We start from the raw sequence: 3660 nt of genomic DNA, 5'->3' as shown, positions 1-3660 counted from the left end.
GGCTCAGCAACTTCAACCTGGGTGCGGGCGAGGCCGCTGCGGCTGCCGAGGCGCTGGCAGATGAGCGCTCGCACGACCATACGGGGTACCAGGTTGCGGCTTTGGAGATCCTGGGCGAGCTCGATGCATGGGTCGACGAGGCCGACGCGCGCGGGGCCGAGGTGTCGGTGCTGCTCACGGGGCACAGCCGCGGCGGTGCCGTGGCGGGCCTGTTAGCTGCGATGCTGGACGATCGGGCGGCGGCGGGTACGGGCGAGGATGCGCGGACCGAAGCGGACGCCGCCGCGCAGGCTCCCATGCAGCGTGCGCCGCGGGTTTTCGCCTATACGTTCGCGTCGCCGCGGACGACGCTGAACGCGCGGGGAAACGACGCTCGGTATGGGAACATCTTCAACATCGTGAATCCTGCCGACTTGGTGACCAACCTGCCGCTTGAGAGCTGGGGTTACGTGCGCTACGGCGTCGACGTGCCGCTGCCGTCGCTCGATGACGAGGGCTTCGGCGAGCGGTTTGCTGCCATGCAGGACGCGTTCGAGCACCTGACGGGCGGCCGCGATTCGTATGATCCCGAGGCCGAAGCAGCGATCGATGGCGTGGTAGCGGAGCTCGCGCGTACGGTGCCGACGGCCGGTGCGCTGATGACGCCCCGCGGCGTGGCCTCGGTTGCCGCCGCATGCGCGCTGCGCATCAACCCGACGCGTATCCTGCGCGGTCACTATCCAAGCGTGTATATCGCCTGGATGGAATCGCTGCCGGGGCTGGCGGTTGATGCCGGCCGCCCTGCATAGCGTTCCCAAGGTGCGCGCTGCCAGATTCGAGCCGCCGCGAGCATCGCGGGATGAAAGCGTTTGGGATGCCCCCGTTCACGCGGTTTTTCGACACGGCCAGGGGGCTGCGGCGCTTGCGGTTGGTCCTATCGGGAGAAACTCGGCTGCTCTTCCTTGGGTGCGCGGATTCCTGACGGTAGGGATTGGTGATCCGGTGCTGCCGGGAGGTTTGCGGCGCATGCCTGCACGTTGGCGTGGATTCCTGACGGTGGCGGGCGGCAACCGCGGATTTCTGACGGTAAAGAGGCTGATTTCGCCACGTAGGCGGGAGAAAACCGCGGCACCCGCGCTTGCTGGGAGGAATTCGAGCCGAAGTCCATCTAGGCGAGTTTTTCTGACGGCAAAGAAGGGTTGTCCGGCGCAAGGCAGGTCGACAGGCCGGTCGGTCTGGCAGGAAGGCCGACGGTCGGCAGGCGAGGCAGCCCATCGGACGGGCCAACAGGCAGGTCGGAGCGGCGGGCAGGCCGGTCCGGCAGGCAACCCACCGACAGGCAGCCCGCCGGCAGGCAACCTACCGGCAGGCGGCCTTCTAGCCCTGGCGCTCGAGAACGGCGACGGTTTCGACGTGCTCGGTGTGCGGAAACATGTCGACAGGGGTGAGTCGCAGGAGCTCGTAGCCGGTTGATAGGAGCTGTTCCAGGTCGCGTGCCTGCGTTTCGGGGTTGCAGCTCACGTAGACGATGCGGCGCGGTGCCAGCGCCGCGGCGGCGCCGAGGAACTCCGGCGTGGAGCCCGCGCGCGGCGGGTCGATGGAGAGCACGTCGACCCGCTCTCCTCGCGCCGCCGCTTCGAGCATGTAGTCGGTGGCGTCCCGGGTGAGGAACTCCGCTGCGTTCGATAGCCCGTTTAGCTCCGCGTTGCGTCGCGCGTCGGCGATGCCGGCGGGGTTGCGCTCGACGCCCAGCAGCCTGATGTCGCGACCACGCTCGCGCATGGCCGCCGCGGCGCACAGGCCGATCGTGCCGCTGCCGCAGTACGCGTCCATGAGAACGTCCCCTGCACGCAGGTCCATGCCGTCGATGGCGAGTTGGTAGAGCACCTCGGTCTGCTCGGGATTCGTTTGGTAGAACGCGGTTGGCGAGATGCAGAACGTGCAGCCCAGGAGGCTGTCGGCCATATGGTCGGGGCCGCGCAGGATGCGCGTCTCGCCGCCCAGGATGGCGTTGGTGACGCGCGGGTTGACGTTTTGGGCGACGACGGTGATACGGGGGTCGATCTGCTGCGCGCGCTCGGCGAGCTCGTCCAGATGCGGTACGTCGCGCCTGCTTGTGACCAGCGTGAGCACGCCCTCGGCCGATCTCCAGCCGAGGCGCAGGACGGCGTAGCGCAGCAGGCCCTGGTGGGTGTCCTCGTTGTATGCGGAGATGCCCAGATCCTGCGCCGCCGCGGCCACGCCGTTGAGGATGGCGCGCGCACCGGGCGCCTCTACCGCGCAGGAGGGCACGGCCACGATGTCGTGGGTGCCTCGGGCGAAGAAGCCGCAGGAAACGCCTCCATCCACGGTGGGTGCGAAGGGGGTCGCCGCTTTATGGCGGAACGCGCGCGGGGCGGGTAGCTTGCCGTCGTCGCAGGTGCCGCCCATGCCTTGGATGGGATCGAGCGCGAGCTTTGGAGCATGCGCGGACAGCAGCGGCGCGAAGAGCTCTTCCATGGCTGCCTGCTTACGCGCGAGCTGCTTTCGATAGGGCAGGTTGAGCCATGCGCAGCCGCCGCATGCGCGCATGACGGGGCAGGGGCCGTCGCCGTGCATCGGGGGCGCGGCAGGCGCATCGCGTTTTTTGCGGCAGCGCGCGGGGCGCGGATCGCCGCCGCGGCCCACGGCGCGGCGGTCGCGGTTCGCGTTGCGGTTGCGGTTGCCGCGGCGCGCTCGATCATGTGCTGGGGAATGCTCGTAAGTCACCGGGGTGTGCTCCCTCTAACGTGCTCTGGCGGATGGTTGCTCGGGTGTTTCACGGTCTGCACCGCGTTTCGGACGCGTCTGCCCCGCGGTCTTGCTCGCCGGTGTTTACCGGGTGCTCGATGCCGTATGGCCGGCGCGCGGGCCGCTGCCCGCTCGCGCGCTGCATCGCGCCCGCTGCGGTAGGCGTAGGGGGCTCGGCGGCGACCAGCCCGAACGGGATTCAAGCATAGCAAACGCGGGCCGCCCGCCGAGTGCTCTCCATCGTGTCCGCATGCTTTGATACGATGGGGCGCAACCATAGGAAGCCGTTGGCGGCAGGGCTCGGGAGGGATGCATATGGCGGCGGGCGATGACGGGAAGATCATCAAGCTATCGTTGTTTTCCAAGGTGAGAAACCTCAAACCTCTGCCCGGCCAGGAACGGGGACGCGTGTTCGCTCTGGCCGACTGCATCACGCCGCAGCCCCAGAAGGGCATGGGCTACCTGGTGGAGGTGGTTGCGCCGCGCCGTGTGAAGGTGGTGGCCTGGCTGGCGCTGGGAGGCAATATCTTCGCATGCGACGAGCCGGTTTCAGATTGCTTGAATCGCGAAGCCGCGTGCGGCCTCACGCGAAGCGACGATAACGTGGCGTTTTACGTGGACGCGGACGGACGCGTCGCCTTGACCGCCCGTTTCAGCCAGGACGAGAAGACCGGCCGCCTTACCGTGAGCAGCAGCAGGCACGAGATGGGGCCGTATGCATCGGGCTCGTACGATGTGGACGAGATGGGCGCCGCGTGCTTCGTGGCGCACTGGCTGCTGCCACGGGAGCGCGGCGAAGCGTTGGTCTTGGAGACGGTGGGCGATGTGCTCGACGAGCTCATGGGCGCGCCGTATGCCGATTCGATCGACGCCTTGATCTACCGGGGCGAGAAGGATGACGCGAGCGGATTC

2 protein-coding genes and 1 pseudogene are annotated in these 3660 nt (G+C 68.1%); 2 read left to right on the top strand and 1 reads right to left on the bottom strand.

The window, feature by feature from the left end; genetic code table 11:
* Positions 1-788, top strand: a pseudogene (locus I2E26_RS01125) (hypothetical protein); the annotation flags it as partial.
* Between the two features lie 568 nt (positions 789-1356).
* On the opposite strand, the gene rlmD reads toward I2E26_RS01125, so the two are convergent.
* On the bottom strand, positions 1357-2727 hold the full coding sequence (gene rlmD / locus I2E26_RS01120) for a 23S rRNA (uracil(1939)-C(5))-methyltransferase RlmD (protein ID WP_370551414.1): 1371 nt from the start codon (positions 2725-2727) through the stop codon (positions 1357-1359).
* A gap of 336 nt (positions 2728-3063) precedes the next feature.
* Here rlmD and I2E26_RS01115 point away from each other — a divergent pair.
* On the top strand, positions 3064-3660 hold a 597-nt coding region (locus I2E26_RS01115; protein ID WP_195419284.1), incomplete at its 3' end, for a hypothetical protein.

Origin of the sequence: Collinsella sp. D33t1_170424_A12 (genome assembly GCF_015554865.1) — a bacterium.
GTDB lineage: Bacteria > Actinomycetota > Coriobacteriia > Coriobacteriales > Coriobacteriaceae > Collinsella.
This window is presented reverse-complemented; position numbering and strand designations above follow the sequence as displayed.